We start from the raw sequence: 26,363 nt of genomic DNA, 5'->3' as shown, positions 1-26,363 counted from the left end.
GGCTAAAGTAATAACTGAAATTGCTTTATGAATGGAATACAGCGGACCATCCCAAGCGGTATCATAGCATTCTTACAGTGAAGGCATTTGTCCTGGTCTTTCTTAACAAAACCTGTAAGAATGATTACAGAAATTAATGCTATAAGAAAAAATGTTTGTTTCATAAAGGCACACCTTTTTATCTTAGGAAGTAAAGCACCCGTTAGTTTAAGTACATTCCTTCACAAACTGTTTTACTCACTCATCCTTACTGAGTTATTAAAAATGCTTAGCATGAGTGTTAAACCTGCAACAATTGGAATCAAATTGGAGCTGAAAACTTTTATTACCCAAAAAACACTTGGGAAAGAGATTTGAAAAGTTGCTGATAATGGCATAATTAACGAAAAGAGAAAACAAGGAATGAATACGCAAATAAGTAATGGTAAATTTATTTTAATTGACCATTTTTTTATAAAAATAAGTGATAGATAGATACCCCATATAAAGAGAATAATAAAATTAGTCCAAAAAATAATATCTGTTTGAAATGTAAAGCTATCTTTAATTTGATTTTTTGTATCATAACTGATGATTGTTAATAAAAATAATCCAATTACCCAAATTAGTTTCCATATATAAGTTGACCACTTTTTCATGAACAACACCCCCTAAGCGTTTTTTCTATAATTATTATATGTTCCAAAAGTTTCAAAATTATCCACGTAACTACTTCTTCAACTAACGGGTGCTTTAGTTGAACTAGCACTTTACTAAAGCACCCGTTAGATTAATAAGGGATGATTTAATATAATTTATTATCATTTTCTAAAGTCACTGCTAAAAATAAATACACAATAAAAGATATTGAACCTATAAAAAAGAATATTAACCTAACGATTGTTGAAGATATACCGAAAAATTCTGCAACCCCTCCACAAACGCCTCGTAATACCCTATCTTTTGAAGATTTCTTTAATTTTTGCATAATTAAACCTCCCTCATATTTTTAAAATCGGACTATTTTAACTAATTATACCATTTGAAATAAACAAAATATTTATTAAAGTAACCTGCTTCGTTAGTTAAAGTGTACCATTTCACAATGGATTTCTGAGATCTACTTGATATTTCGGATAAAAAAACAGACCATCGAAATGATGGTCTTGTTTAACTAAAGCACCTGTTAGTTGAGTAAGGAAAAAGAAAAAAGGTTGCCTAAACAGCTATACTTGTTGAATTTATTTACTACGTCTTTAATAACGCTTTAAGCTCTTCTGTCATTTGTTCCACTAATTCAGGTCTTCCGTGAAACTGGGCAGGAGTATTTTGGTATAATTGAATACGCCAATATCCATCTTTTTTTACAACAATAAGAGTGTGATGAGTGTTTACATTTGGGTTTATGTCATTTGCTTGAGGAGGTACCATTCCAGCAATCGCTCGTACAATTACTATGTCAGTACTTAGAAATTTTACATCTTTTACTTTGCTAACAAATCGAGCCGTTTGATGGTGCTCAAAAATTGGATTAAGGTGCGAAAGTATTTCCTCCCTGCCGATTGATTGACTCCCATCAAAACCAATACTTTCGCCATCTTCTGTAAATAAATCTGCCATTCCACGAGCATTTCTATTATTCCAAGCATCTAATAGTTGTTTATAAACTGCTTGTACTTCTTTTGAAGAATTATTCTCCATATTATTCACTACTCCTTTAATACCCAATTTTTACTTATGATTCTAAAATAGAAAAAATCTATATTCAATATTCAATATTCAATATTCAATATTCATTATCAGTATCTGTGTATTTTCTTATTGAACTAACCCTCTGCGTTAGTTCAATAAGAAAAAAGAGTTCTCCATGGCAACCCATGATCTTTTACTAAAGCACCCTTTAGTTGAATAAGGAACTATTATTAGTTGTGGGAACTGTATCCCTTTTACCAAAAAACTAATTTCCGAGGATTTGGATGCCGCACCACCCTCTTACATCGCATTGTCCATATTCGTTACCACCTACGGCCACCACCGTTCCGTCAGATTTAAGTCCAATGGTATGCGTGCAACCCGCCGCAACTGCTACTAAATCGCACCAGTCACTTACATTGCATTGACCATACTCATTCCAGCCAACAGCCAACACTGTTCCGTCAGATTTAAGTCCAACGGTATGATTACTCCCCACCGCTATCGCCACAATACCACTCCAGCTACTCACATCGCATTGTCCTACCTTATTTTGACCCACAGCAACCGTCGTACCATCCAATTTAAGACCAACAGTATGAAGATAGCCCGCCGCAACTGCTTCTATATCGCACCAGTCGCTTACATTGCATTGACGATACCTATTATTACCCACAGCCGTAGCTGTTCCATCCGATTTAAGACCGATGGTATGCCAATCACCCGCAACGACTGCCACTATATCATGCCAGCCACTTACATTACATTCACCATCATTATTTCTTCCGATAGCAACCACCGAACCATCCGATTTAAGACCAATGGTACGACGCCAACCTGCCGCAACCGCTACTATATCGCACCAGTCGTTTACATCGCATTGGTCATGCTTATTCCAACCAACTGCTAAAACAGTACCGTCAGATTTAAGACCAACGGTATGAGCATTACCCGTGTTTGTCGCCATATGAACATTACCAGCCGCAACCGCCACAATATCGCACCAATCACTTACATTACATTGTCCAAAGTTATTATCACCCACAGCCGTCACCGTTCCGTCAAATTTAAGACCAACCGTATGACGGCGACCTGCTGCTATGGCATTTTTAGCCCACCGTCTCACCTTTAATGCTGATTCTTTCGGTGAAATGTAATCCATGTTGTTTTACCTCCCTAAAAAACAAGACCTATTTTGTTATTTATCACTTTTGCTTGTTCTACTAAACTGCCGCTTTAGTTCAATAAGAAAAATGCTTTACTCCTTCTTGAAGTAAAGCACCCGTTAGTTTAAGTAGAATACTTCACAAACTTAGATTATTCCCGCCAAACTTGTCATTCCTTTTGATCTTAAGTGCTTTAGCAAATACATAACCTGATAATCCTAGTGACGCAGTTCTTAAATTGTTCTTTGTTCTCTACAAAAAATGTATTTAAATTGGCTTCATCTATATCAAATAGAATACTTCCTGCCTGTACATGATGGAAATCATGTGCTAAATAATTCTCGAATGTAGCAGTTACCATTTCATTTGTCACTGTTTCGATATCTAAAATTAATTTATTTTCTAGAAAACTTACTGAGTAACCAATTATCATACCATTGTGAATAGATATTGTAATGCCCATTACCCCCATAAACTGCTGTGTTGTTTGAATAAGAAATAATAATTGCCTATAGCTACGCCATGATATTTTGCTAAAGCACGCCGTTAGTTGAATAAAAAGAGAAGCTTAATTTAAATACAGTTCACTAATTGCTGCAGACTTTTTTTAGATAACAACCTAAATAGTAAGAAGCAAACATAAGTAAAAAGGCTATTAAGCTTAATGACCAATTATGTAATGGTGATAAGGGCAAAAATATTCCAAGGGAGGCAGAAATATTAATCAACGGTAAGTAATAAAATTGGGTAGCCAATCCAAAAATATTGGACCAAAATTGTCCTAATATAATACCTTGATACATGATAAATAAGAGTGTTAAAAAAGCTGGTAAATTAATAATTGCGGCTGACTTAAATGGTGTTTTTTCAAACTTACAAGTTATAAATCCAACCAATGCCCAAAAAACAAGAAATATAATTCCTATTAATTTAAAAGGTAATATACTATTTTGATTTTGCATCAACCAAGAATTCATTAGAAAACCTAACACAAAAGGAATAAGTCCTATAAAAAACAAAATCAATTTTTTCATGATATCAAACTCCTTATCTAAATATCAACAACCTCTACTTTGCACTTATGTACAAATGGTCATTAACATATTAATATTAGATTCAACAAACTGGAAATTTAACCTTCTTCAACTAAACTGCTTCGTTAGTTGACGAAGAAAAACGACACTAAGAAAAACACTCGTAGTCTTTGAGTCTGGACGAAATTGTTTCTATTGTTAATTTGACTTCTGAAACTATTTCATTTAATTCAAATGACAATTCATCGTTTTGATTCCAAAAGTGCTTATCTACTCTTAATATTTGTTCAAGTAAGTCTCCATAATATAGATCCCCTTCAACAAATGGATTTGTTGATAGTGTCTCCAGTGCTAATGGAACCAAATATTCTAAACCGATTTTTTGCCCTATCATCATTCTTAAATCTTCAACTGTAAAATCTATTAATTTCTTTTTCCTTAATTCATGACACTTGATTATTACATTTGAGTCAAGTTCTGATTCTTTAAAAGAAGTACCTTCTATTTCGTCTAATGTTTTATTTATATCAAAATCCACCAATATTACCACCTCGTATTATCGTTATTTTAACATTTCTTATTCAACTAAACTGCCTCGTTAGTTCAATAAGAAAAAATACTTTACTCCTTCTTGAAGTAAAGCACCCGTTAGTTGAATGAGCACCCTTCACTTTTATTGCACAGAATCTGTAGAGTTTTATATCGATATCCTTGGTGCCTTGGTCCTCTTTTACCCAAGACCAGTATCGACCAGTTTACTACTATTCCTGAATGTCGATATCTAGTAAAATACCTTATAACTTTATCTATATAGAGGAGATTATAAAAATGAATAGAGAAAGAATAGGTTTAATAGTTTCGATAATAGGTATTTTACTTATTACATTAGGAGTGTTGTACCCACTTAATTACATAAGTTTTCAAACATATATATATATATTTACACTAGGCTGGGTATCTCTGCTTTTAGGTATAGCAATTCGACCAGAGAGAAAAAAGAAGTCTTCGAAAAAGTAGGATTTCTACATCCTTGTTGAACTAACCTGCTGTGTTAGATTCAATAAGAAAAAAGAGCCGCGTAAGCAGCTCAACGATCTTTCACTAAATCACTCGTTAGTTGAAGAAGAAAAGTAAAGCTTATTCAACAATTGCGTGCGTTTGCGGAGTCTCATAAATAACTAGCCTAGTAAAAAACATTTTAAGTTGTTATCACATCAAATGGTATTGATTCACCATCTACTTGAACGTCTATTACGTCATGATTTGAATCAGTTGTTAAATAATATATATGCTGTTTTACTACATCATCTTTAGAATTACGTACATTAAACTTTATAATTATTGTATTGCCTTGTGTGTCTAAATCAACTTCAACTTCTCCACTTGAATGAAAAATAATATAAGAACCGTTTTTCACATTAATTGACTGGAGCCTTAAATTAGAATCAACTTTATCTTGCAATTCGTTTGATAAACCATCAATTTCACTTAAATTTAATTTTGATGAATTACAAGCCGACAAAATTGATAGGACTAAAAAAATCATTAAAAATAACTTTTTCACTTATTTCACTCCTTCGCACTATCTTTGTTTATTTAACAAAATGGCCCGATTGTTGAAAAACAAGTTAAACAATACTCTTCAACTAACCTGTGACGTTAGTTCAAGAAGAAAAAGTGCTGGCTTTCGCAACCCATTGTTCTTTAACTAAAGCACCCGTTACTTTAAGTATATTTCTTCACAAACTCATTAAGATAATTAGCTTATATAATTGTCGACATTTTTTTCTCCTTCTTTTAATATAAATTTGACAGTAATTAGACATACGTCTTCCTTATCCACTCCGTTTAGCTAGATAATGTTTAAATCAGTGGGGACGATTAATCACTCTTCCGTTCCTTTTTTATCTCCCTTATAGCTATCCATACACCCATAAATCCCGCAGCAGATGAAACTGGAAAACCAATTAAAAAAGTATCCCATTGTCCTGTAGACAATGATATAACTACAAAAACAACTGGAAAACCAATTAATACAAACAATGAAAGAAATAACCCTAATTTAGTGTCCTTTTTCACTTTGCACCTTCCTTTCACTATATATATATGCTTTCTTGCATTATTCGAACTTCTTATAACTGCGAATAAGTTTAGAAATTTTTAATACTTGTTGTTGAACTAACCTGCCTCTTTAGTTCAATAAGAGAAAAGGCTTTACTCCTTCTTAAAGTAAAGCACCCGTTAGTTTAAGTACATTATTTCACAATCGTTATTTGGAATAAAAAAAGCGACCTTATATGACAAAGATTCGACCATCATGTTTGACAGTCGAATGATTTTATTTTTGATATTCAGGATGATTATGTCTTTTACATCCAAACAGATAGCACGCCCCAGTACTATATGTTTCAAAATCTAATTGAGGAACATATCCAGATGTGATAAACTCAATCATTTTTTTATATTTATCATTCTCTCCCATATATTCTTCAATTAACTCTTTCTTATCGTTTTCAGTCCAGTTTTCTTCTACTTCTTCTTTCTTAACGTCTTCTATTACTTCTTCCTTCTCTTCAATGGCTTCTTGTATAACTTCATTTATACGTGAGAAATTATTAGTTTTAAATAGAGCATAAACAAATCTACCAATCCAATAAGGACTTTTCCCGTATTCTTTGTACCCCTTTTCAAACCATTGAATTGCTTCTTTATAGCAATTCAATTCAACATATAAATCAGCTACATCGATTTCGCCTACAAAATCATCAGATTTTTCGTTAAACACATCCAACTTCTCTTTAGCTTCTGTTGTTCGCCCTAGGTCAATTAAACATTTTACATGGTTATACATTGTATTATCCGAATCTCCTGCAGCTTGCAAGAAAAACTCCGAAGCCTCTTCAAACTCTCCAAGATTATAATAAGCTACAGCTAAATTGTGATGTGCTTCATTGGATATTTGAATCGAAATGGACTTTCGCAATGCTTCTTTAGCTTCTTTCCATTGTTCTTGTCTAATGTAAATTTCCCCTAGAATGTTATAAGGAAAGTATGAGGATGGATTCATCTTAACGGCTTCTTTTATTAATTCAAGGGCTTTATCATCATCCTCTTCCTCATAAAGGTGCATCCAAGCAAGATTATTTAGGGATTGTACGTCTCTAGATTCATGTACTGCTTGTTGAAACAGTTCCATTGCTTCTTCATATTCATTTTGTTCAAAGATTTCAATTGCCTTTTGATTGGTGTTCAAGTCTCTACCTCCGAAGTAAGTTAATAATATAAAAATTGATTTACAACTAATTCAACTATTCTGCCCAGTTAGTATAATAAGAAAAAAGCTTTACTCCTTCTTGAAGTAAAGCACTCTGTTAGTGAAATTCTTTTTTCTAATTACTATTTTTAACCCTAAATTCAACCTGTGATTTAATATTATATTTTTTCTCTTGTTCAGTTTCCTCGTTAGCTTTAACATAAAAGTCTGCAATTCCATTTACAACATAACGTCCTTTTGGAAATTCCTGATTCATAATTTTCCTTATAAAATGTATATATTCTTTTTTATCCTCCGTATCGTACACGCCACTTCCCCTATATTCTGCACGGAGTGGTTCCCCTTTTATTAGTTTAGTGCTTGATAATGATTCATCCATACCGTATCCGATTTCATAATTTCTCGTAGTCTCAACCATTGGAAAAGAGAATGGCGAAGCTGAATGAAAAATTTCAATTTCTTCTTTTCCGCCTGTATATTCTAATTCAGCATAAATTTTTATAGGTTCATTCTTACCGTATTCTGCTTTTTCTGTCACAAGTCGATATACAAAATCTTCTTCTATGACCTCGGCTTTTGTATCTAATGGTTCGATATCAGACGGTTCGTTATCAACCTTCTTGTTATTGTTTTGTTGGCAACCAAATAAACCAATTGATAAAAACAAAAAGATTAAAATTAAACCAATTTTTTTCAATATCATCACTCCTCTTTAAAAGAGTTTAAATTTGTTTTAATGCATTTATTTCCCTACTCTCATTCTTCAACTAAACTGCTGCGTTAGTTTAAGTGTAACATTTCACAATGGGTTTCTAAGAGCTACTTGATGTTTCTGGACGTAAAAACAGACCATCTAAATGATGGTCTTGTTTAACTGAATCACCCTTTACTTTAAGTGATTTTTTCACCTACGTTCATTTAATTGTTACTGTTTTTTTTCAATCGCCATACGCAAGTTCGAGATGACTCCAAGTAACAATATAAACGAACAAACCATTTTTTCAAAAGGAGTTCCTAACAATTGTTGTATAAACCCAAAAGACCAAAGTACAACAAAAAACCAACATATAATGGTTATTCCTCTTTTGTATTTATTTAGTATATTTCTGCCGACAATCAGCGTAAAAACTCCTCCAATAATAGAAATAACAGTACTGATTAAAGATAGTGGTAGCTGAGTAGCGAAGGATTCAGAGCGTCCACCATTAACCCATGTGAATGGAATAATTCCGCTTATAATAAGAAGATGGATTAAGATAGCCAAAGAATAAAAAATAATCCCCATAAATATTGCAGTTTTCATATTTATTTTTCTGAGTTTTTCTAAAATACATTTACCTCATTTCTTCCCATTATTATTTTTTTATTCTAGTAATGTACTATTCCTATATTCTTTGAAGTATGACACTTTACTTAGTAAGGTCTCGAAGAGGTATCAAAAATCGTCATTTTTCCAAAAAAGAACCTAGAATATCGGCTTAGGTACTCTTGTTAAACTAACCTGCGGCGTTAGTTGAACAACGTTATAGTTTATTTAAAGTTCACGTTAATTCCCCATATTGTTTCTTTGAATTGCTTCTACCAATTAAGAAAATTCAAGTTAATTTTTCTTTAGTTATTCAAATAGCTACAAAGTTCAATTAAAGTTCCATCAGTTGATGCGGGATTAACATAAATGAGCCTTCTTCCACGTGTGTTAGTACGTAGTGTGTCCTCTAGAAAACGAACTCCATTTTTACTAGCCTCGAGTATTGCTTTGTCCAAATCGTCAACTCGATATGCAATATGATGCACCCCTTTTCCTCGTTGCTTTATAAACCGAGCCATTGGAGAGTTCTTGTTGGTTGGTTCCAGTAATTCAATTACTTTATCATTGGTTCTTACAACAGCAACGTGTACTTCAACACCAGGTGTATCACTTGTATAACGGTCCTCTAATAATCCGTTTAATACATTAAGATAAAAGGGAAGAGCATCATCAATACTTCTAACAGCAATTCCAACGTGATCTAAAACATATTCCAATTTAGTTCCTCCGTTCAATATTATTATCCTTCACCCTCGAAAAAATCATTTTGTTCCACTATCCTGCTGCGTTAGTTCAATAAGATCACGAAATTAATGTCGTTAAATTTTACCGACGATTGCATAGAGAAATGCAATAAATAAAACACCTAGGGGAATGGATAATAACGAGATATACTTCATAAACCCTTTTTCTTTCTTAATGAAAGCGATAATTCCAATTGTTATACCTGTTAAATAGATAGCAAAACCAATGGGAATGGCTATCATAGACCACTTTCCAAAAGTTATATTGATAGGTGGAAAAATCATATATGCAATAAAAATCCCAACGACAATTAGAATGATGGAGTACTTACTGTACTTCCTTTTCAATTTTCATATCCCCCTTATTGAACTAAACTGCTGCGTTAGTTTAAGTGTACCATTTCACAATGGATTTCTGAGAACTACTTGATGTTTCAGATAAAAAAATAGACCATCGAAAAGTTAGTGACCCCTTAAAGTTAGAGTTTTATTTATGCAGCTAATTGACTGGCATGAGTTCGGTATTTTATCGGACTCATGCCGGCCAGTTTTTGTTTAATTCGATCGTTGTTATAGTAATCGATATACTTCTCAATTTTCATCTGTAACGCTTTGTAGGAGATCAATTCTTCCCCGTAATACATTTCTTGTTTGAGTAAGCCAAAGAAGTTCTCCATTGCCGCATTGTCTGCACATGTTGCTTTACGAGACATGCTTTGGAAAATCTTGTTTTGTTTTAATGTTTTCACCCACGAATTATGTTGGTAGTGCCAGCCTTGATCCGAATGAATGGTTGTATGATATTCTGCACGTTCATGAATGATTGGGAGCGCTTGTTTCAGTGAATCAATCACAAATTCCAGTGTAGGGCTTTTAGACAGACTGAAACCGAGTATTTCACCGTTATATAAATCCATAATCGGGCTTAGATATAGTTTCTCATTATTTGTGACTTGAATTCTGTTACATCAGTCACAAGTTTTTGTAAGGAGTACGGTGTGTTGAAACGGCGGTTTAAACGATTCTTCGCTACTTTGCCAACATTCCCTTTATACGATTTATAGCGAGATTTACGTACGAATTTTACACACTTTAAATTCAATTGATTCATGATTCGCTGTACTTTTTTATGATTGATTTTATGTCCTTGTGCTTTTAATTCCGCATGAATCCGACTATAACCATATCGACCTTCATGCTGCTCAAATGTCTCTAAAATTAACGTTTTCCAAGCTTGATCTGGATCTTCCTGCTTCATTTGCTTGATATGATAATGATAAGTTGCTTCCGGAATTTCAACTTGTTTAAAAATGTCTTTTAATCGGAATCCTTCTTCTTTATCGAATCGCTGTATCTTGGTAAGAAGCACCTGTTTGTTTCATAAAGTTTAATACATCTAATTTGAATTGAACAGGATATTCTTCATGCTTTGTTTTACGTTGTAAGCCTTCTGCTCCAAAAGCTTTATAAGCCCTAACCCAATGTTTGATTGGAGTTGAAGATGGAATGCCATATTTTTCGCTAATAATAAGTATCCCAGGTGCCCTTTTAAATACTCTTGAACAATCTTTAATTTAAAACCTTGGCTATATTTCGCCATATAAAAACACCCCAAAAGTTAGATTTATTACTCTAACTTTTGGGGTGCAGCACTATGATGGTCTTGTTTAACTAAGCACCCGGTAATTGAATAAGCATAGATTCAAAAACGATCACTCTTTTTCTCGATTATCGTTATTAACACATAGTTCTTCTGCTATTTCTTGTACCCTTTCAATGGTTACTCCATTCCTATATTCTACTGCTAAAGGATGGTCGGTTGGTTCGAGTTCAATATATGGTCTAATTCCATTTGGTCTAAAATGAAGCCTTGCTTTTAAATTCACAGTATCAGGATAACAAGGCAAAGCAGTAGATAACCAACCTAACATTGGTTCCAACAATTCTTGTTTGTCCCAGATTGAATTTGTTTTATTAAAATTAGCTTCGCTTAATGATACCCATACACCCCATATTAAATGCTCATCTGTATTGATAATAGGAATTTCAATACATCCACGAATAAAGAAATGTTCATTGTCCATAATGCATAAGTCGTCATCTAATTTAAACCTGTCTTTAAGTTCTTCAGGTGCAACATCATAATAATAAACTGGTGCAGGGTTTCCATAACTTGTAGGAAGTTCTTCATGATATTCCCCACAGCAATTACAAGTGTATCCCGTAATGCTTGTCATTTTACATCTCCATTATTTTAAAATATTTTTCTCAATAGATTTAGATTTATCCCTTACCTTTATACCTTTTAATTATCTCAAAATATCAAAACTTATGCATTGGTAGCTCTTTCCTTATTAAACTAAACTGCACCGTTAGTTCAATAAAGAAAAGAATTACTGTTGTTCAACTAAGCACCCGTTAGCTTAATAAAAAACCACTCAAGATTATTTAAAATAACTTGGAATTTTAACGAGAACATAATTTTTAGTCCACATTTGAGTGGTGGCAATTAATCTTTTTCCATCTTTTTCAAAGAACAGACCAGCACCATCTTTTTCTTTAAATTCCCATCCATTTGAACCAATTATTTGTTTTATATTTTCATCAGCAATCGAAATACCTTTGTTCTCACTACTTGTGATATACCAAATAAAATCGCCTTCTACTGCAATTTCTGCTATTTTACTATCCGATTCTTTCAGTATATCAATCGCTTCTTTTGCAGACATATCATCTATCGGAAGAGAAGGATAATGTAATTTATTTATAAATACGAACACTGCAATAACGGCTATAAATAAACCTATAATCATTCCAACTTTTTTCAATTAATTACCTCCTTTCTAATAAATACGATTATCAATTATTATAAGTTCCTAAGCATTCAAACTTACGTACCTTTGGGTTTACTTATTCAACTAACCTGCTACGTTAGTTCAAGTTCTACCCCAAAACCTTTCAATTTCATTAGAGGCTTTCCTCGTCTCTGAATCCATATACTTATAAGCAGTTTTTAGTAGCTTTTTAGAATCGCCAAGTCGTGCAAGTATAGTAACGCTTAGTAATTCTGTGACATCATCATCTCCTGAAGTTGCCATCTGTTCAAGAAAATTAAATAACTCCATTATCTTAGGTATATCCTTCTCTTTTCCAATGAGTTCAATAAAATAATCGTTGCATTCACCAAAAAAGACATGATTTAAGATTTCGCCATTAAACTGAATATGTTCTTGTAAGACAGGCTTATACTCTTCAAATTCATCTGTAAAGTGTATTGCTAAGTCTTTATATTCCATTTTTTCTCCTTTCCTTGAACAACTTTATATAATAATTCCTTGTTCAACTAACCTGCTCCGTTAGTTTAAGTGTAAAATTTCACAAGGCTTATCAGAGATCAACTTAATGTTTTGGACATAAAAATAGACCATCGAAATGATGGCTATATTTTGCTAAAGCACCCGTTAGTTGAAAATGATTCAATTAAGATGATATTTATACGAAAGTAAAACCAATTATTAGAATTATCGCCATCAAACTAAAGAATGACCAATTAACAATTCGTCTTTCTTTTACTGTAAGAAATTTGGATTCCATAAAATTTAAACTATTTAGGATAAAAATAAGTCCAAAGAATATGAGTCCATTTCCTATGACATCATCTGTGATTAAAATGTACCTTATACCAGCAATCAATATTAATAAAGTACCTATATATCCAATGATAATATAAATGTAATGGTTCTTTTTCATATCCACCAACTTCCACTCCCTCTCTGCAAACCCTTCTTGAAGTAAAGCACCACGTTAGCTGAAGAAGAAATGTTAATTTCCTACACGTAAAAACTCTGGAGGTTTTCTCATTACAAAATGTTTTTCGATAGACATAAGAACTTCATCATTTCCAGGTAATGAAACTGTTTCTATCGCTTCATCAATTGATAACCATTGATAATCGCTATGTTCATAATTTAATTTTACATCTTGTTGTTCATCTATATATCCAACAAATACAGGAGCAACATATATATAGTTTTCTTTTGGTGAGTAAATCTGGTCAAACTTGTTAGAGGTATATAATTCTAACAATGTAATCCCAGTTTCCTCTTTAATTTCTCTAATAGCAGCTTCCCATGCCTTTTCCCCTTTTTCGATACTCCCCCCAATATAACACCAAACATCCTTTAAAATAGAAGTTGCCCTCTTAAAGAGTAAAACTTTATATTCATTTTCTATCTTTTTTAATAGAACGGTTGCAATCCCTGTACATCTTATAGGAACTTCAAAATATTCTTCACTCAATCAAAACACCTCTTTGTTTCTATTTTTTAAAATATGAATAATCCTTATTCAATTTACCTGTTGCTTTAGTACAATCAATTCAACAAACTATATAACGTTACCGTTCACTATATAGTTCTGCCTCTTTGCTTTGATATAAGTGAAACATATTTTTCTATATACAAAAGTCCATTCATGCTTAATGAACTAAACTGCTGCTATAGTTCAATAAAAGGCTTTACTCCTTCTTGAAGTAAAGCACCTGTTAATTATAGATAAGACTTACACAATAATTGCATAAGTCATAATTTCTTACGTTTTCGTTCTAAAAATATAGGTGCTATATTTAGCAAGATAGAAACAATTGTCAAAAACCAAAATGCCTTTGCCATACCAGGTATTACATCCGATAAAGCCGCCCAATCTTCCACTTTTACCCACCGAGTTAGATAACTGTAATCTGCACAAATTGTTAATGCTGTAAATGATAATGCCATCGCCATAGCAAGCTTATAATCCTTTCCTGCTGCATACAAAGAAAGATTTATAACAGTTACTACTATTGCAATAACCCCTAATATTGCCCACATAACTATACCCCCATTTATTTTTATTTTTGTCATGTAATAATACTAATGTGCATCATCTCAATTTTTTGCATTACTTTTTTATTAGACATCTTATTTCGAAGTAAAGTTCCAACTTTAAATAAATTTTCCATATAAAATTATCAAAAATCCATTTTTTCTTATTCAACTAACCTACTCCGTTAGTTCAATAAGAAAAAAGGCGTTACTTCCTTCTTTAAGTAAAGCACCCGTTACTTCAATAAGAAAAACGGCATCCCCCGTTTAAGAATACCCCAATTATAAGAATCAATTATCTTTATCTCTTTGTTGCTGACTATCTTTTATTTCTGTCAATAAACCATTTTATAATTCCAATTATTAGTATGAGGATTGGTATTCCCTGGATGAAGAGAAATCCTGCCCAAAAATTTTTTGAAGTGCTGGTCGGGGAGTCTGTTGCCATTACACCTATAAATAATGCCAATGGAGTTGCGATTACATTCAATCCTAAACCAATCATAACAAATGACAATTTTTTGTTTTTAATCATTGGTCGTTCAGCCGCCATAAATAATGCTATTGCAATAGCAATAATAATTAACAGAAATCCGTTATATAACAAAACATACAAAACCTCTACCCCCTAAACCAAACTATAACCCATCCCACTTTTTTGGAAAGATGAAAATTACACCTATTGTCAGCTATTTTACCTCGAAAACCCCATATCGTTGTTGAACTAAACTGCCCCGTTAGTTTAAGTGTAACATTTCACAATGCATATCTGAGATCAACTTAATGTTTTGGACATAAAAATAGACCATCGAAATGATGGCCATATTTTGCTAAAGCACCCGTTAGTTGAATAAGAAAAGTGTCTCTTCTTCAGAAATCATAATTATTGCTGAAAAATAATGAAAATGTGAAAGAGACGCCAAAATATTTATTTCGGAATTATACAAATTGCTGGGTTGTTGTAAAACCTACCCTAAATTACAGAGTCTTGAAATAAGAATAATGTAAATTATTCAGAAAGAAGCAACTTTCGAGTTAAATTAATAAATTCTTCTAAAGGTTGTGTCATCAATTTATCCTTATGCCAGGCAATTTGAGTATAAAGCGGTGTTGAGAAAGACATCCACGGTAATACTTTTATTCGGCCCTCTTCAATATCTTTCTTTACCACCATCTCAGGCAGTAGTGCCACTCCTAATCCTGCAATTACACATTGTTTTATGGCCTCTATACTTGTAAATTCTATTTTATCTAACGGGTAGATTCCTAAATAGTTTAATGATTCTTCGAACATATTTCGATAAGAACAACCTGCTTCTGTAAACAAAAGAGTTTCATGCTTAAGATCATCTATTGTAATCGATGAAATTGAGTGGTTTGGTGAAACAACTAACTTTAATTCCTCTTTAATCAGTTGCTCTACTTTTAACGATCCTTCTGGCTTTCTTTTATCCATAATAAAAGCTATATCTAATAATCCATCCATCAGATGCTTTCTAGCCATCTCGTCAGAATGTGCAGGTTTAAATACTAGCTTTACTTTTGGAAATGCAGCCTTAAACTCTTTAAGAACTGATGGTAATCGATAGGTACACTGACTTTCCTGAGCACCAATTGTTAAAGTACCAGTGAGTTCCTCTCCTCCTTTTGCAACTGTAATTGCTTCTTCGCTTAGATTAATCATTTTTTCTGCATAAATTTTAAATTGTTGCCCGGCTTCTGTTAATATCAATCGTTTACCTAAACGCTCGAATAAGGGTTTACCAATTTCCTCTTCAAGAGCTTTTATTTGAGCTGTAACACTTGATTGCGCAAAATTTAACAATTTCGCAGTTTGGGTAAAGTTCAAGTTTTCTGCAGCATGTTTAAATGTGATCAATTGTTTAATTTCCATTTTACCAGCCTCTTCTAAATCGATATTTCCGATTTATTTAATCGAAATAATCATCTTCTTTGATTTGTTAGTTTATTATAAAATATAAGCATTCGATGAACAATAGTAGATACCCTCAAAGAAAAGGAGTTAGTTAAAAATGACAATTTCAGTTATATATGGTGGAACACGTCCAAATGGAAATACAGAGACCTTAACAAAGTTAGTCACTGAAGGCATAGTTGTGGAGGAAATATATCTGAAGGATTATTCAATTGAACCTATAATAGATAAGCGTCATGCTGAAGAAGGTTTTCCCGAAGTGAATGATGATTATAACTCCATCATCGATCGTATTCTTCCGCATGATATTATTATTATTTCTACCCCAATTTATTGGTATAGCATGACAGGAACAATGAAGAACTTTGTTGATCGATGGTCACAAACATTAAGGGACCCAAAATATCCTGATTTCAAGTCTTTAATGGCTTCCAAAAAAGCATATGTCATTGCAGTGGGTGGAGATGAGCCATACATTAAAGGTTTACCAATGATTCAGCAGTTTCAACATATTTTTGACTTTGTAGGGACAACTTTTGAAGGTTATATTATTGGAGAAGGAAACAGACCAGGTGATATTTCACAGGACATGAAAGCACTGTCTGCAGCGGAACAGCTAAGAAAAAAATTACAATAATGTTCCAATTCGCAAGATATTCAAGGAGGATTGGAGTTTATGGGCCAACAGACAATGGCAAATTTGTTATTGATAGTTATAAATGCTTTTTGGGGTCTATCATATGTTTTTATGAAGTTAGGGCTTGGTTCACTCCAAGCCTTTAACATTGTTGGGCTTAGATTTTTACTTGCATTTTTCATAGCAGGAATTCTTTTTTATAAACGTTTAATGTTAGTTACTAAAAAAGTGATTATTTCTTCTTTTATGTTAGGAACATTATTGTTTGGTGTTTTCACCTTTGTTACATATGGTGTTAGTATGACATCAGCCTCTAATGCCGGTTTCCTTGTAAGTCTTACCGTTATATTCGTACCATTAATCAATTGTTTATTAGTTCGACGGTTACCCTCTAAGCAAATTTTTATCGGTTTAATATTTATTTTAACAGGTATTGGGTTATTAACATTAAAACATTCATTAACAATAAACCATGGTGATCTTTTTTGTATCATTGGTGCACTGTTATATGCAGCATTCATCATTTTAACTGGAAAATTGACAAAAGAAGATGATCCATTGACTCTTGGTATATTACAATTAGGTGTAGCTGGAACATTAGCGATGATTTGCAGTGTCCTATTTGAAAATCCATCTTTACCATCTACACTAAACTCTTGGATAGCTATTTTAGGACTCGGGATACTTTGCAGCGCATTTGGGTTTATTGGCCAAACGATTGCCCAAAAATATACTACCCCTATACATACAGGATTAATATTTGCACTTGAACCAATTTTTGCAGCATTGTTTGCTGTTCTATTTTTAAAGGAAGTTTTTACGTTAAAAGATATTATTAGTTGTAGTATTGTTATTATGGGAATCTTAATTGCACAAATTAATATAAAAAAATTATCTAAATTAAAGGTTAATTATATAGTAAGGAAAAGTTTTTCCGATACTCCAAAATAAATAAAATGTACATGAATATACGGAGAATAAAAAAGTGACCTTGGCACTCTGCTTTCTAATAAGCGCTTCCTAGGGAATCCTATTCCTCCATTTTAAAGTAAAAAACGCTGTGTACTACAGCGTTTTTTATATTGATGAATATTTATTAAATTACAAATATCAACAAGATTGACACCAAATAAAAAATCACCTCTAAGTATGATAAGAGGTGGATTTTTAGAAATTAATTAAGATTATCGGTGTAGAATAAATCACTAATAATACATTTTAAAAGGTGGATATTATGAACCACTACCAGATTGTAAAAGAAGTAATTAATGATTGGGACCGAAGCACCGCTGATCATATGGAAGGGATGAAGGGAGTAAATGCTACAATTGATTCTGCTAAAGAAACAACTGTTTATATGTTGACTTCACTTCTACAACAGGGGAACAAATAGCCAATCATAAATGGGTAACAGAAAGTGAATTATCAGCAGTTGAATAAAGTATATTTTTCAAAAAAGCTTATTCAACTAACCTGCTGCTGTAGTTCAATAAGAAAAAGGCTTTACTCCTTCTTGAAGTAAAGCACCCGTTAGCTTAATAAGGTTTGTCTTCACAGTCTAATTGACAGAGCAAAAAAACTCAGGTGAATTGTTTATCTTCATTTCGTTAATAAGGCAATTCTCCTGAATGAATATAATTATTCCATTGTGTTCCTGTAAGCTTACAATTGCCTATGTGAATTTCAACATCTGGAAACTCTGCAATTACTTGTGTTAATGCTATCCATAAATCTTTTTCAGCTTCATAGTTATAGTTATCTATCGAAATAGAAAAACCATTAGCTTCAGGGTGTACGTGTTTTATAAAAATTCCAAATTGTGTATATTGAATTTTATTGGTTTCCTGAAGAAACCATCCTGAATAGTCTGGATAAGGAACTTGTTCTGGTAACTTTATTTCACTACCACCATACCTCCAAGAAACCCTTAAACCTTTTTTTTCAAGCTGAACAATCCAAGTAACTGGTCTTGGTACCTCCCAGCCAGGTACCTTTGCATATAAATGATTATCACTGACCCAGGGTTTAGTAATAGTTCGAATATATCTAGGTTCTTCAACACATATTTCTTCACAATATATCTGCACAGTTTCAGGCAAATCTACTTCAATTCCTATTCCTTCTGTTGTTTCAATATGAAATAAGCCCTCAATGCAATGTTCAGGGTCATATTGAATATTATTTTTAAAATTTCTTACACCTTTAGCAATAATGGTATATTCCATTAATACTTTTGGAGTTCCAGCGACATAATTTCCTTCTACTTGAATACCAATACACATTCTAACTGTTCTTTTGTCAATCTTTTTTATATCTGAAACATACCCATCTTCGAAACCAAAGTTATCATTAAGCCATTTAACTAAATCCGCATTTTTCCTTATTCTTAACATTTTACCCCCCAAAAAAGATATACCGTAGTTACGTGATGTATTTTGATTATCTAATCAGAATACCTACCTAATTATAATATTCCTTATTGATTCTCTAAATTCCTTGATTAATCTTATTAAACTAAACTGCTTCTTTAGTTGAATAAGAAAAATGGCTTTACTCCTTCTTGAAGTAAAGCACCCGTTAGTGAAAAAAATCTCGATAAAATAACAGGTTAATTTACCGATTTATTAAGTGCTTCTTTATTTCCAAATTTCCTAATAAAGAAAAAAGTAAAAGTCAGGATTGCACCCGCAATTATTCCGATTACGCTTAAATTTATTCCTGTACCAGTTGTAATACCATTTGCACGAAAAGAACCATTAGCAAAAATCGAAACGATAACGATGACAAAACCAACCCATTCAAAAATCTTATTTCTCGCCATTTCAAATCTCCCCCTTTTATACAAATTATAACATCATTCAAATTTTTCAAATAGTTACATTTATTAAACCCTTGTTCAACTAAACTGCTGCTTTAGTTCAATAAGAAAAATAAGTTATCTAAGCAGTGCATGATCATTAGCTAAGGCACCTGTTAGTAAAATACTCATAGCAAATTTGATATCCTTAATAAGCCATATAGCATTAGTAGAAGTCCTAAATAAAACAAAGTTGTTAATCCTGTAAAAGGGTCTAAAACAAAATCAAAAAACTCACTCCACTTTTCCTTAATAGAATTAGCTTTCTTTATGCTTTGTATGAAAATAAACAACGAAATAACTATACAAATAACTCCTGCAATTAAGGATAAAACACCCATCATTAAACCCACCTAGTTTATGTTTTTAAATCATTTTATTTAGAACTCAATCCAAAAAAGTTACCAACCGCTTCTTCAACTAAACTACTGCGTTAGTTTAAGTGTAACATTTCACATTGTACATAAAAATAGACCATCATTTTTTTTGATGGTCTTGTTTAACTAAAGCACGCGTTAGTTCAATATCCTTTATTTTTTTGAACCATTTAATCAATGATACAATTATGACCATAATGAATGTAATCGTTATAGAGTATTCCAAAATCTTAAAGATAAAATCTGGATAAGGAATTTCCCAACCCGAATGCATTCCATTAACATCCTCTGATGTTCCCGTTCTATCAACCAATACAAACAATGCCGAAATAGAAATAATAAAGGAATATATAGCCGTTTTTACTAAAGTTTTTTCCACGTTCCAATCCCCTTTAATCTTTTTCTCTACCTTACCATAAAAACCCATTATTGTGCTAAACTGCACCTTTAGTTTAATAAGAAAAAAGGCTTTACTCCTTCTTGAAGTAAAGCACCCATTAGTCTAACAAGAAGTATTTATCTAAAATCAATATCCTCTTCAAGTTCAGCTACCGAAGCTAATCGTTTAAAATTACTCAATATCGTATAGAAAAATTCTGAGTCCATCTTAAATCCCCCGCTTAGTGTATTACTTAAATATAAATTTAAATCTGAGTTATATCTAATGTTTGTAAGTGTATAGTAAATCACTAAATCTCCCTTGTTATTGTAGTTCTCAAAAGTAATATTAAAATCATTAGATGCCATCGCATTCAAACATATTTCCTGTTTCCTTGTTCTATCTAATTTTTCTAACTTATCAATAAAAGAAAGTAATTCATCCAGTGTAAACCAGACATTAATATTCCAACCATTAAATTTGTTATCTAAAATTTCAATTGAACAAGACAAGCTTGGTAAACGTTGATGTATATATTCTTCAAGTGTGAAAGTTATATGTGAAGTTTTATCATCAGAATAAATTCTAAAATCATAGTCAGTTATTGGGTTAAACATTTTCTCACCTCAAAAGTTCTTGAAATTCAATTTTATTTTACCACTTCTTATTGAACTAACCTGCTTCGTTAGTTCAATAAGAAAAGGTCCGTCTAAGCAGCTCAAGGAACTTCGTAAAGCACTCTACCCCGTTTAGTTGAACAAGTTCTAAAAGAATTAATCTTTCTTGGTGTTCAGTAAATCAAATATTTTTTGAGCCGAACTTTCGGAAAGGGAATAGACAGTATGAGTATCTTTTATATTCATAATCGTACCCGATTCGTCACTTATCCAAAGGTAATAGTTTTCAGTGCCTATAATAACTTGATAGTCGGGATTAACTGTATTTGCAATACCAGGAACTTTCTCCGCACTATTGAAAGCGTTGATAAATTCTTCAATTTCTTCTGTTTTCGTAATTTTCATTGATGGATAAGTAATTGCTTCAGAGAAACCTATCATTTGAGCAATCTCAATTTTTTTTACATTATCCTTCGAAGCACATCCACCCATAAAGACCAAAAAAATTATTGTTAATAATACTTCTCTCATTTATATAGCCCCCCTAATTTATTGGTAGTATAAACACATACTTGGTTCACCCTCTACTTCAACTAACCTACCCCTTTAGTTCAATAAGAAAAAAGGCTTTACTCCTTCCTGAAGTAAAGCACCCGTTAGTTGAATAAGAGGAGAGTTATGAATTCATCAATTTGTTAAATTTTTTGTCGTAAAGACTTCGCTTTATAAAATCTGAACGCCAATAATCATATAGATCTTTTCGACTTGCTTTTAGAAAAGTTTTTAATACTTTCTTTAAATCAGAGTCATAGGGAAATGCGATGTCTTTACCTAAGTTGTAGCCTTTATTAAAGTAAAATGCTGCAGATTCGTAATCTTTAATTTCTTGATATAAAATGCCTATGAATATAAATCCACTAGCTAATTCTTCTACTTCGAAATCTTCGTTATTTAATTTGTAATTAAAAAACTCTATCGCTCTTAATTTTTTCTTCCTCGAAAACAAACCACATAATGAAATAGCTTGTGCTACCACTTCGTTATATTTTTTTGAAGGGTCTTTTAAATTGTAATTGTATTTCATTTAATCACCTATCTCCATATAAACCTTTTTACACTAACTTGCTGCTCTAGTTTAACATGAAAAAAGAGCCGTCTATGCAGCTCATTGATCTTTAACTAAAGCACCCGTTAGTTGAAGAAGCATAAATTTAAGATTACTCTTCTATTGAATTATTGCTATTAATACATAGTTCACTAGCTATCTCTTGTACCCTTTCAATGGTTACTCCGATTCTATATTCCACTGCTAAAGGATGGTCGGTTGGTTCGAGTTCAATATAAGGCCTAATTCCATTTGGTCTAAAATGAACCATTGCCTTTAAGTTCACAGTATCAGGATAACAAGGCAAGTCGGTAGATAACCAACCTATCATTGGTTCCAACAATTCTTGTTTGTCCCAGTGGGCATTTGTTTTATTAAAATTAGCTTCGCTTAATGATACCCATGCACCCCATATTAAGTGCTCAGCTGTACTGGTTATAGGAATTTCAATACATCCACGAATAAAGAAATGTTCATTGTCCATAATGCATAAGTCGTCATCTAATTCAAACCTGTCATTAAGTTCTTCAGGTGCAACATCATAATAATAAACTGGTGCAGGGCTTCCATAACTTGTAGGAAGTTCTTCATGATATTCCCCACAGCAATTACAAGTGTATCCCTTCAAACTTGTCATATTGCACCTCCAATAGATTAATTTTTATCCCTTACCTTGATGCCTTTTAATTATCTCAAAAAATCAAAACTCGTGCATTGGTATCTCGTTCCTTGTTCAACTAACCTGCCACTTTAGTTGAATAAGAAAAAGAGCCGTTTTACCAGCTCAGTGAACTTCAAGTAAAGCACCACGTTAGTTTAACAAGAAGTATTTATGTAAAATCAATATCCACTTCAAGTTCAGCTACCGAAGCTAATTGTTTAAAATTACTCAATATCGCATTGAAAAATTCTGAGTCAATCTTGAATCCACCGCTTAGTGTATGTGTATTACTTAAATTTACATCTGAATTATATCTAAAGTTTGTAAGTGATTAGTAAATCATTGTATCTCCCTTGTTATTGTAGTTCACAAAAGTAATATTAAATTCATTAGTTGTCATCGCATATAAACATATTTCCTGTTGTCTAGTTCTATCCAATTTTTCTAACTTACCAATAAAAGATAGTAATTCATCCAGTGTAAACCAGACATTAACATTCCAACCGCTAAATTTGTTATCTAAAATTTCAATTGTACAAGACAAACTTGGTAACCGTTGATGTATATATTCTTCAAGTGTGAAAGTTATATGTGATGTTTTATCATCAGAATAAATTCTGAAATCATAGTCAGTTATAGGATTAAACATTTTCTCACCTCAAAAGTTTTTAAAATTCAATTTTATTTTACCACTTCTTATTGAACTAACCTGCTGCTATAGTTCAATAAGAAATAATGCTTTACTCCTGTAAAACACTTCGTTAGATTAATAAAAGTTTCCCTAATTGCCAATTATAGGAGTTTTAATATAGATTATTGCAGTGATGACAAGCGTCATAACAATTTCAATCAGAATACAAGAATCGAAAAATATAGGTTATTATATTAAATATTTAACCTGATACTCCTAAAATAATGACCCAAACAAGCTGTTTTTTCCATCTTTCCGCTAATTTGTCGGTAAGCTCTTGGTCCTTATCAATATTTTTTAATTCCTTTTTAAAACGTAATATTTGTACTGATGCCCCAAGCATACATATTGCTGATATTAACCCGAAACCTTTAACCCACTCCATGGAATTTACCCCAATTCATAATTTAAATTAACAATAAGTATTGCCTATACAAGTTCCTTGTTCAACTAACCTGCTTCTTTAGTTCAAAAACAAAAAATGCTCTACTCCTTCTTGAAGTAAAGCACCCGTTAGTTGAATAACGTATCAATTCTTTTTTGCTCTTGTTCTAACAAAGCTTTGTACTTGTTAAATTTTTGTTTATCCTTTAAATGCTCTGCAAAATACATTGCTTTATAAAACTTTTCAAAAGAGTTATACTCTTTTTCAATTTCAATTAATGCTATCTTTAAATCTGTATTTTCCCTTAACCATTCTAATCCATCGATTAAAAATGATTTTTTAATATCAGTTAAAACTTCCTTAATATTCGAGCCGTTAGGTTTTATCCACCAAATATCATTTCGTTCCTTTTCAGCAGGATTATCAAAATGATGGGTGTAAATTGATTGGTCAATGTTACAGAATAAGTGTTTTTGTAGGTGGCATTGTTGGGATTTAGGTAGTAATTCACCTTTATTACCAATTTTAATTTCCCCGTCTTTAAATGGAATGAAGTCATAATATATCCCTAAATCAACGTGAATAGACATAGGTGACCATCCCGTCACATCCGAAAAATACTTTCCAACAGCACTTATGTCCAATACCCATATACAGTGGTCAATACAAGCCCAATTATGTCTTGTATTAACTTTATTAAAACTATTTTCTTTTAATGTTGGCGATAGAATTTGTCTAATTACCATATTTATTTCGGGAGAGCCAATCATTATTAATCACCTCTAAAAAAGTTTGTTCCCTCAATTATAAACTATTTCTTATTGAACTAAACTGCTTCGTTAGTTTAAGTGTAACATTTCACAATGGTTCGCTGAAATGTACCTGATGATTTGGACATAAAAATAGAAATAGACCATCGAAATGATGGTCTTGTTAACTAAAGCACCCGTTAGTTGAGTAAGATGTAATATTAAGCCTACTCTAATTCACCTAAAAACCAAATATCTCTTTTATAAATTTCCCCATCTTCATTGGTTATTTCTTCTTTAAATCCTAAGAAATTCATAACTTTTGGGATATTTTTTCTCCAATCACTCTCAAAAATTCTTTCTTTGGACAGAGGAATCCATTTTTGAAATTTGTCATTTCTATTAAAGAACCCCTCGAAGTGAGAATCACCAGCAAACACCATAATTTGAGAATCAAACAATGCTTGGAAACTAATATAAACAACCACTCGATACTTATCAGGAGTATTTGGTTTGATTTCAATCAAATGTTTAGCCCGTTCTAATAAAGTTTGAACACAAAGTCTCTTAATTCCAAAAGGAGTTCTATCGGAATCAATAAAACCTTGGGCGACTGGTAAATGAAGATGCCAATACCCATTGTAAAAATCCAAAGGAAAATCAGAAGTTTCCTCCCAGATTCGCTTTATCATATTTCTTGTTTTCCGCTTTAAACCCCTTAACTTCTTATTACGCATTTTTATCTCCTATCTATTTTCCATTCAATTTAACCTTTTTTTGTTTAGTATATTGTTACTAATTTTCCCCCTTTCCTTATTGAACTAACCTGCTGCATTAGTTCAATAAGAAAAAAGAGCTGCCTAAGCAACCCATGTTCTTTATCTAAAGCACCAGTTAGTTGAAGAAGCACCTTCTCTTTTATTACACATTATGGTCGTAATGTGCATCATAGTATAGTTTTCTTCATACGATTACTTGAGGTGAATAAAATGGAATTACTTTCTGAAAAGGATGCATTGAACTGGATACTTTATGTTCTTTACTTCGGATTTCCTATTCTAATAGCAATAAATTTAGGTGTATTAATAACTTTAATCCAATTAAAGAGAAGAAATAAAAGATAAAATATAACCCTAAAGGAACAGAGTAATTGTTCCTTCTCTTATTGAAGTAAAGCACCTCGTTAGTGAAAAAATATAGAAAATATAGCAATAAGATAGAAAGCAATCCCTAAATAAATACACAACTTTGTTATTGACGAAAATTTCTTTAAAGTTCTTTCGAGTTCGACCTTTCCCATAGCTTTTTTTTGAACTAATTTCTTTATTGTTTTTAGTTACATATAAAGTCCTATAAGTCCTGCTATTCCGATGAAAGTCGAAGAAATTAATATAAAAAATCGGTATAATTCCAATAATAACTCCCCTAAAACTTTAATTTTTTAAAACCCGTTCACTATAAATTCTAGTAGTGCGATTAGATTTTCTACTTAAACTAAACTGCTTTTTTACTTCAATAAGAAAAAAGGCTTTACTCCTTATTGAAGTTAAGCACCCGTTAATTGAAAAAAGAACTCAAAGTTATATCAAATCTGTTATTTACTAATATTTAGATTTTCCTTTTCTCTTGGGTTTTAATTTAGGCTTAATAAATATTTGGTCTATCAAACCAAGTATTATTGCTATTGACAAACATACTATTAGATTACCTGAAATAGCTATTGCAAAACCAAGTGCAAGGGCACCGTACCAACGTATATTTTCGATTAACTTCCTATACTTTTCCATATTGCACCTTCTTTTGATAATCAATAAAAAATCTCCAAACAACAGATTAAATATGCCTTTTTTTCTTTTGTTTGAACAATCGTATTTTACTATACCCATCCTTTTTTACATATGGAAATATAA

At 32.2% G+C, this 26,363-nt stretch carries 42 protein-coding genes and 1 pseudogene; 5 read left to right on the top strand and 38 right to left on the bottom strand.

Features of this window, described 5'->3' with window-relative positions; translation table 11 throughout:
- Positions 1–233: 233 nt before the first annotated feature.
- The 7 genes from ACFVR1_RS12115 to ACFVR1_RS12085 form a co-directional block, all read right to left on the bottom strand.
- A complete protein-coding gene (locus ACFVR1_RS12115) occupies positions 234–638 on the bottom strand; it encodes a hypothetical protein (protein ID WP_387584306.1) in 405 nt (134 codons plus the stop codon).
- Between the two features lie 146 nt (positions 639–784).
- Positions 785–967, bottom strand: coding sequence for a PspC domain-containing protein (locus tag ACFVR1_RS12110; protein WP_387584305.1), 183 nt, complete (start codon positions 965–967; stop codon positions 785–787).
- A 260-nt stretch (positions 968–1,227) separates the two neighbouring features.
- A complete protein-coding gene (locus ACFVR1_RS12105) occupies positions 1,228–1,680 on the bottom strand; it encodes an SgcJ/EcaC family oxidoreductase (RefSeq protein ID WP_387584303.1) in 453 nt (150 codons plus the stop codon).
- A gap of 256 nt (positions 1,681–1,936) precedes the next feature.
- Positions 1,937–2,833, bottom strand: a complete 897-nt coding sequence (locus ACFVR1_RS12100; RefSeq protein WP_387584302.1) for an RCC1 domain-containing protein — start codon at positions 2,831–2,833, stop codon at positions 1,937–1,939.
- Between the two features lie 197 nt (positions 2,834–3,030).
- On the bottom strand, positions 3,031–3,300 hold the full coding sequence (locus ACFVR1_RS12095; protein ID WP_387584301.1) for a hypothetical protein: 270 nt from the start codon (positions 3,298–3,300) through the stop codon (positions 3,031–3,033).
- A 124-nt stretch (positions 3,301–3,424) separates the two neighbouring features.
- Positions 3,425–3,871 carry a hypothetical protein gene (locus ACFVR1_RS12090; RefSeq protein ID WP_387584299.1) on the bottom strand — a complete coding sequence of 149 codons (447 nt, stop codon included), beginning with the start codon at positions 3,869–3,871 and terminating at the stop codon, positions 3,425–3,427.
- A 148-nt stretch (positions 3,872–4,019) separates the two neighbouring features.
- Entirely contained in the window at positions 4,020–4,409 is a 390-nt protein-coding gene (locus tag ACFVR1_RS12085; protein WP_387584298.1) for a contact-dependent growth inhibition system immunity protein, read from the bottom strand.
- Positions 4,410–4,699: 290 nt separating this feature from the next.
- Between ACFVR1_RS12085 and ACFVR1_RS12080 the strand changes: the two genes are divergently transcribed.
- Positions 4,700–4,888 carry a hypothetical protein gene (locus ACFVR1_RS12080; protein WP_387584297.1) on the top strand — a complete coding sequence of 63 codons (189 nt, stop codon included), beginning with the start codon at positions 4,700–4,702 and terminating at the stop codon, positions 4,886–4,888.
- 181 nt (positions 4,889–5,069) lie between these two features.
- On the opposite strand, the gene ACFVR1_RS12075 is transcribed toward ACFVR1_RS12080, so the two are convergent.
- The 18 genes from ACFVR1_RS12075 to ACFVR1_RS11990 all read right to left on the bottom strand — a co-directional run bounded on the left by ACFVR1_RS12075 (position 5,070) and on the right by ACFVR1_RS11990 (position 15,953).
- Entirely contained in the window at positions 5,070–5,435 is a 366-nt protein-coding gene (locus ACFVR1_RS12075; RefSeq protein WP_387584295.1) for a peptidylprolyl isomerase, read from the bottom strand.
- A gap of 317 nt (positions 5,436–5,752) precedes the next feature.
- Positions 5,753–5,950, bottom strand: coding sequence for a hypothetical protein (locus ACFVR1_RS12070; protein ID WP_387584294.1), 198 nt, complete (start codon positions 5,948–5,950; stop codon positions 5,753–5,755).
- A 259-nt stretch (positions 5,951–6,209) separates the two neighbouring features.
- Complete coding sequence (locus tag ACFVR1_RS12065; protein ID WP_387584293.1) at positions 6,210–7,124, bottom strand: tetratricopeptide repeat protein; 915 nt, start codon at positions 7,122–7,124, stop codon at positions 6,210–6,212.
- A 136-nt stretch (positions 7,125–7,260) separates the two neighbouring features.
- Positions 7,261–7,842: a hypothetical protein gene (locus ACFVR1_RS12060; protein ID WP_387584291.1), complete on the bottom strand. Its 582-nt coding sequence runs from the start codon at positions 7,840–7,842 to the stop codon at positions 7,261–7,263.
- A gap of 228 nt (positions 7,843–8,070) precedes the next feature.
- Positions 8,071–8,448: a hypothetical protein gene (locus ACFVR1_RS12055; RefSeq protein ID WP_387584290.1), complete on the bottom strand. Its 378-nt coding sequence runs from the start codon at positions 8,446–8,448 to the stop codon at positions 8,071–8,073.
- A 308-nt stretch (positions 8,449–8,756) separates the two neighbouring features.
- Positions 8,757–9,170, bottom strand: a complete 414-nt coding sequence (locus ACFVR1_RS12050; protein WP_387584289.1) for a VOC family protein — start codon at positions 9,168–9,170, stop codon at positions 8,757–8,759.
- A gap of 102 nt (positions 9,171–9,272) precedes the next feature.
- Positions 9,273–9,545, bottom strand: a complete 273-nt coding sequence (locus tag ACFVR1_RS12045; RefSeq protein ID WP_387584288.1) for a hypothetical protein — start codon at positions 9,543–9,545, stop codon at positions 9,273–9,275.
- Between the two features lie 143 nt (positions 9,546–9,688).
- Positions 9,689–10,114, bottom strand: coding sequence for an IS3 family transposase (locus tag ACFVR1_RS12040; RefSeq protein WP_387584286.1), 426 nt, complete (start codon positions 10,112–10,114; stop codon positions 9,689–9,691).
- Between the two features lie 8 nt (positions 10,115–10,122).
- Positions 10,123–10,566: an IS3 family transposase gene (locus ACFVR1_RS12035; RefSeq protein ID WP_387584284.1), complete on the bottom strand. Its 444-nt coding sequence runs from the start codon at positions 10,564–10,566 to the stop codon at positions 10,123–10,125.
- A 27-nt stretch (positions 10,567–10,593) separates the two neighbouring features.
- Complete coding sequence (locus tag ACFVR1_RS12030) at positions 10,594–10,797, bottom strand: hypothetical protein (RefSeq protein WP_387584283.1); 204 nt, start codon at positions 10,795–10,797, stop codon at positions 10,594–10,596.
- 112 nt (positions 10,798–10,909) lie between these two features.
- Positions 10,910–11,434 carry a DUF2199 domain-containing protein gene (locus tag ACFVR1_RS12025; protein ID WP_387584282.1) on the bottom strand — a complete coding sequence of 175 codons (525 nt, stop codon included), beginning with the start codon at positions 11,432–11,434 and terminating at the stop codon, positions 10,910–10,912.
- Positions 11,435–11,641: 207 nt separating this feature from the next.
- Positions 11,642–12,025, bottom strand: a complete 384-nt coding sequence (locus tag ACFVR1_RS12020; protein WP_387584280.1) for a hypothetical protein — start codon at positions 12,023–12,025, stop codon at positions 11,642–11,644.
- Between the two features lie 108 nt (positions 12,026–12,133).
- Positions 12,134–12,493 (bottom strand): DUF7674 family protein, encoded by a 360-nt coding sequence (locus tag ACFVR1_RS12015; protein ID WP_387584279.1) that lies wholly within the window; start codon positions 12,491–12,493, stop codon positions 12,134–12,136.
- Between the two features lie 196 nt (positions 12,494–12,689).
- The gene (locus tag ACFVR1_RS12010; protein WP_387584277.1) at positions 12,690–12,953 is read right to left on the bottom strand and encodes a hypothetical protein; all 264 of its coding nucleotides are present in this window, start codon (positions 12,951–12,953) and stop codon (positions 12,690–12,692) included.
- 66 nt (positions 12,954–13,019) lie between these two features.
- Positions 13,020–13,496, bottom strand: a complete 477-nt coding sequence (locus tag ACFVR1_RS12005) for an NUDIX hydrolase (RefSeq protein ID WP_387584276.1) — start codon at positions 13,494–13,496, stop codon at positions 13,020–13,022.
- 281 nt (positions 13,497–13,777) lie between these two features.
- Entirely contained in the window at positions 13,778–14,065 is a 288-nt protein-coding gene (locus ACFVR1_RS12000) for a hypothetical protein (RefSeq protein ID WP_387584275.1), read from the bottom strand.
- A 313-nt stretch (positions 14,066–14,378) separates the two neighbouring features.
- Complete coding sequence (locus ACFVR1_RS11995; protein WP_387584274.1) at positions 14,379–14,675, bottom strand: hypothetical protein; 297 nt, start codon at positions 14,673–14,675, stop codon at positions 14,379–14,381.
- A 393-nt stretch (positions 14,676–15,068) separates the two neighbouring features.
- Positions 15,069–15,953 (bottom strand): LysR family transcriptional regulator, encoded by an 885-nt coding sequence (locus ACFVR1_RS11990; RefSeq protein WP_387584273.1) that lies wholly within the window; start codon positions 15,951–15,953, stop codon positions 15,069–15,071.
- A gap of 139 nt (positions 15,954–16,092) precedes the next feature.
- Here ACFVR1_RS11990 and ACFVR1_RS11985 point away from each other — a divergent pair, with 139 nt between their 5' ends.
- The 3 genes and pseudogenes from ACFVR1_RS11985 to ACFVR1_RS11975 all read left to right on the top strand — a co-directional run.
- Positions 16,093–16,632: a flavodoxin family protein gene (locus ACFVR1_RS11985; protein WP_387584271.1), complete on the top strand. Its 540-nt coding sequence runs from the start codon at positions 16,093–16,095 to the stop codon at positions 16,630–16,632.
- Between the two features lie 39 nt (positions 16,633–16,671).
- Positions 16,672–17,583: a DMT family transporter gene (locus ACFVR1_RS11980; protein WP_387584270.1), complete on the top strand. Its 912-nt coding sequence runs from the start codon at positions 16,672–16,674 to the stop codon at positions 17,581–17,583.
- Between the two features lie 334 nt (positions 17,584–17,917).
- Positions 17,918–18,072, top strand: a pseudogene (locus tag ACFVR1_RS11975) (DUF1541 domain-containing protein); the annotation flags it as partial.
- A 167-nt stretch (positions 18,073–18,239) separates the two neighbouring features.
- On the opposite strand, the gene ACFVR1_RS11970 reads toward ACFVR1_RS11975, so the two are convergent.
- The 12 genes from ACFVR1_RS11970 to ACFVR1_RS11915 all read right to left on the bottom strand — a co-directional run bounded on the left by ACFVR1_RS11970 (position 18,240) and on the right by ACFVR1_RS11915 (position 25,190).
- Entirely contained in the window at positions 18,240–19,025 is a 786-nt protein-coding gene (locus ACFVR1_RS11970) for a hypothetical protein (protein WP_387584268.1), read from the bottom strand.
- A 215-nt stretch (positions 19,026–19,240) separates the two neighbouring features.
- A complete protein-coding gene (locus ACFVR1_RS11965; RefSeq protein ID WP_387584267.1) occupies positions 19,241–19,453 on the bottom strand; it encodes a hypothetical protein in 213 nt (70 codons plus the stop codon).
- A 164-nt stretch (positions 19,454–19,617) separates the two neighbouring features.
- Positions 19,618–19,830 (bottom strand): hypothetical protein, encoded by a 213-nt coding sequence (locus ACFVR1_RS11960; protein ID WP_387584266.1) that lies wholly within the window; start codon positions 19,828–19,830, stop codon positions 19,618–19,620.
- A 136-nt stretch (positions 19,831–19,966) separates the two neighbouring features.
- Positions 19,967–20,245 (bottom strand): hypothetical protein, encoded by a 279-nt coding sequence (locus ACFVR1_RS11955; protein WP_387584264.1) that lies wholly within the window; start codon positions 20,243–20,245, stop codon positions 19,967–19,969.
- Between the two features lie 137 nt (positions 20,246–20,382).
- Positions 20,383–20,862 carry a WapI family immunity protein gene (locus ACFVR1_RS11950; protein WP_387584263.1) on the bottom strand — a complete coding sequence of 160 codons (480 nt, stop codon included), beginning with the start codon at positions 20,860–20,862 and terminating at the stop codon, positions 20,383–20,385.
- A gap of 156 nt (positions 20,863–21,018) precedes the next feature.
- Complete coding sequence (locus ACFVR1_RS11945; protein ID WP_387584262.1) at positions 21,019–21,393, bottom strand: YhfM domain-containing protein; 375 nt, start codon at positions 21,391–21,393, stop codon at positions 21,019–21,021.
- A 145-nt stretch (positions 21,394–21,538) separates the two neighbouring features.
- Entirely contained in the window at positions 21,539–21,946 is a 408-nt protein-coding gene (locus ACFVR1_RS11940; RefSeq protein ID WP_387584261.1) for a hypothetical protein, read from the bottom strand.
- Positions 21,947–22,079: 133 nt separating this feature from the next.
- Positions 22,080–22,604, bottom strand: coding sequence for a DUF2199 domain-containing protein (locus tag ACFVR1_RS11935; RefSeq protein ID WP_387584260.1), 525 nt, complete (start codon positions 22,602–22,604; stop codon positions 22,080–22,082).
- A 355-nt stretch (positions 22,605–22,959) separates the two neighbouring features.
- Positions 22,960–23,277 (bottom strand): hypothetical protein, encoded by a 318-nt coding sequence (locus tag ACFVR1_RS11930; protein ID WP_387584258.1) that lies wholly within the window; start codon positions 23,275–23,277, stop codon positions 22,960–22,962.
- Between the two features lie 244 nt (positions 23,278–23,521).
- Positions 23,522–23,704, bottom strand: coding sequence for a hypothetical protein (locus tag ACFVR1_RS11925; protein WP_387584257.1), 183 nt, complete (start codon positions 23,702–23,704; stop codon positions 23,522–23,524).
- Between the two features lie 128 nt (positions 23,705–23,832).
- Complete coding sequence (locus ACFVR1_RS11920; protein WP_387584255.1) at positions 23,833–24,474, bottom strand: hypothetical protein; 642 nt, start codon at positions 24,472–24,474, stop codon at positions 23,833–23,835.
- Between the two features lie 206 nt (positions 24,475–24,680).
- Positions 24,681–25,190, bottom strand: coding sequence for a DUF3916 domain-containing protein (locus ACFVR1_RS11915; protein WP_387584254.1), 510 nt, complete (start codon positions 25,188–25,190; stop codon positions 24,681–24,683).
- A gap of 252 nt (positions 25,191–25,442) precedes the next feature.
- On the opposite strand from ACFVR1_RS11915, the gene ACFVR1_RS11910 reads away from it, so the two are divergent.
- Positions 25,443–25,577, top strand: a complete 135-nt coding sequence (locus ACFVR1_RS11910) for a hypothetical protein (protein ID WP_387584252.1) — start codon at positions 25,443–25,445, stop codon at positions 25,575–25,577.
- A 477-nt stretch (positions 25,578–26,054) separates the two neighbouring features.
- Here the strand turns inward: ACFVR1_RS11910 and ACFVR1_RS11905 are convergent, their stop codons facing one another.
- The gene (locus tag ACFVR1_RS11905) at positions 26,055–26,264 is read right to left on the bottom strand and encodes a hypothetical protein (RefSeq protein ID WP_387584251.1); all 210 of its coding nucleotides are present in this window, start codon (positions 26,262–26,264) and stop codon (positions 26,055–26,057) included.
- Between the last annotated feature and the right edge of the window lie 99 nt (positions 26,265–26,363).

It is taken from the genome of Psychrobacillus sp. NPDC058041 (genome assembly GCF_042885655.1).
Classification (GTDB): domain Bacteria; phylum Bacillota; class Bacilli; order Bacillales_A; family Planococcaceae; genus Psychrobacillus.
This window is presented reverse-complemented; position numbering and strand designations above follow the sequence as displayed.

Coding starts and splice junctions, on each gene's coding strand:
- ACFVR1_RS11925 (WP_387584257.1), bottom strand. CDS start 23,704: ATGGAGTGGGTTAAAGGTTTCGGGTTAATATCAGCAATATGTATGCTT.
- ACFVR1_RS11970 (WP_387584268.1), bottom strand. CDS start 19,025: ATGTTAAGAATAAGGAAAAATGCGGATTTAGTTAAATGGCTTAATGAT.
- ACFVR1_RS11980 (WP_387584270.1), top strand. CDS start 16,672: ATGGGCCAACAGACAATGGCAAATTTGTTATTGATAGTTATAAATGCT.
- ACFVR1_RS11935 (WP_387584260.1), bottom strand. CDS start 22,604: ATGACAAGTTTGAAGGGATACACTTGTAATTGCTGTGGGGAATATCAT.
- ACFVR1_RS12015 (WP_387584279.1), bottom strand. CDS start 12,493: ATGGAATATAAAGACTTAGCAATACACTTTACAGATGAATTTGAAGAG.
- ACFVR1_RS12030 (WP_387584283.1), bottom strand. CDS start 10,797: ATGGCGAAATATAGCCAAGGTTTTAAATTAAAGATTGTTCAAGAGTAT.
- ACFVR1_RS11910 (WP_387584252.1), top strand. CDS start 25,443: ATGGAATTACTTTCTGAAAAGGATGCATTGAACTGGATACTTTATGTT.
- ACFVR1_RS12095 (WP_387584301.1), bottom strand. CDS start 3,300: ATGGGCATTACAATATCTATTCACAATGGTATGATAATTGGTTACTCA.
- ACFVR1_RS11960 (WP_387584266.1), bottom strand. CDS start 19,830: ATGGGTGTTTTATCCTTAATTGCAGGAGTTATTTGTATAGTTATTTCG.
- ACFVR1_RS11965 (WP_387584267.1), bottom strand. CDS start 19,453: ATGGCGAGAAATAAGATTTTTGAATGGGTTGGTTTTGTCATCGTTATC.
- ACFVR1_RS11950 (WP_387584263.1), bottom strand. CDS start 20,862: ATGTTTAACCCAATAACTGACTATGATTTTAGAATTTATTCTGATGAT.
- ACFVR1_RS12115 (WP_387584306.1), bottom strand. CDS start 638: ATGAAAAAGTGGTCAACTTATATATGGAAACTAATTTGGGTAATTGGA.
- ACFVR1_RS11945 (WP_387584262.1), bottom strand. CDS start 21,393: ATGAGAGAAGTATTATTAACAATAATTTTTTTGGTCTTTATGGGTGGA.
- ACFVR1_RS12110 (WP_387584305.1), bottom strand. CDS start 967: ATGCAAAAATTAAAGAAATCTTCAAAAGATAGGGTATTACGAGGCGTT.
- ACFVR1_RS12105 (WP_387584303.1), bottom strand. CDS start 1,680: ATGGAGAATAATTCTTCAAAAGAAGTACAAGCAGTTTATAAACAACTA.
- ACFVR1_RS12025 (WP_387584282.1), bottom strand. CDS start 11,434: ATGACAAGCATTACGGGATACACTTGTAATTGCTGTGGGGAATATCAT.
- ACFVR1_RS11915 (WP_387584254.1), bottom strand. CDS start 25,190: ATGCGTAATAAGAAGTTAAGGGGTTTAAAGCGGAAAACAAGAAATATG.
- ACFVR1_RS12080 (WP_387584297.1), top strand. CDS start 4,700: ATGAATAGAGAAAGAATAGGTTTAATAGTTTCGATAATAGGTATTTTA.
- ACFVR1_RS11930 (WP_387584258.1), bottom strand. CDS start 23,277: ATGTTTAATCCTATAACTGACTATGATTTCAGAATTTATTCTGATGAT.
- ACFVR1_RS12055 (WP_387584290.1), bottom strand. CDS start 8,448: ATGAAAACTGCAATATTTATGGGGATTATTTTTTATTCTTTGGCTATC.
- ACFVR1_RS12000 (WP_387584275.1), bottom strand. CDS start 14,065: ATGTGGGCAATATTAGGGGTTATTGCAATAGTAGTAACTGTTATAAAT.
- ACFVR1_RS11990 (WP_387584273.1), bottom strand. CDS start 15,953: ATGGAAATTAAACAATTGATCACATTTAAACATGCTGCAGAAAACTTG.
- ACFVR1_RS11985 (WP_387584271.1), top strand. CDS start 16,093: ATGACAATTTCAGTTATATATGGTGGAACACGTCCAAATGGAAATACA.
- ACFVR1_RS12040 (WP_387584286.1), bottom strand. CDS start 10,114: ATGGATTTATATAACGGTGAAATACTCGGTTTCAGTCTGTCTAAAAGC.
- ACFVR1_RS11940 (WP_387584261.1), bottom strand. CDS start 21,946: ATGAAATACAATTACAATTTAAAAGACCCTTCAAAAAAATATAACGAA.
- ACFVR1_RS11920 (WP_387584255.1), bottom strand. CDS start 24,474: ATGATTGGCTCTCCCGAAATAAATATGGTAATTAGACAAATTCTATCG.
- ACFVR1_RS12090 (WP_387584299.1), bottom strand. CDS start 3,871: ATGAAAAAATTGATTTTGTTTTTTATAGGACTTATTCCTTTTGTGTTA.
- ACFVR1_RS12100 (WP_387584302.1), bottom strand. CDS start 2,833: ATGGATTACATTTCACCGAAAGAATCAGCATTAAAGGTGAGACGGTGG.